Origin of the sequence: Profundibacterium mesophilum KAUST100406-0324 (assembly GCF_009835145.1) — a bacterium.
GTDB lineage: Bacteria > Pseudomonadota > Alphaproteobacteria > Rhodobacterales > Rhodobacteraceae > Profundibacterium > Profundibacterium mesophilum.
Genome location: NZ_APKE01000111.1, coordinates 1 through 247, shown reverse-complemented (window position 1 = coordinate 247; position 247 = coordinate 1). Strand labels below are relative to the sequence as shown.

The window sequence follows — 247 nt, the reverse complement described above, 5'->3', positions numbered from 1 at the left end:
GCCGCCGAAAGGCACGGTGTCGGAGATGGTCGAGGCGATCTCGGCGGAGCTCGCCATGAGCGACGCGCCGCTGCTGATCGACGAGGCGGACATGCTGGTCAAGCGCAAGATGATCGAGATCGTGCGTGACATCTACGAGGGCTCCGGCGCCCCGGTGATCCTGATCGGCGAGGAACTGCTGCCCCAGAAGCTTCAGCAATGGGAGCGCATCCACGGCCGGATGCTCGACTGGGTCGCGGCCCAGCCG

The 247-nt window shown here is 66.8% G+C and carries 1 protein-coding gene; it reads left to right on the top strand.

Annotation, left to right across the window (positions count from 1 at the left end):
• Positions 1-247, top strand: a 247-nt coding sequence (locus PMES_RS16475; protein WP_236549860.1) for an AAA family ATPase, incomplete at both ends; no start/stop codon positions are given.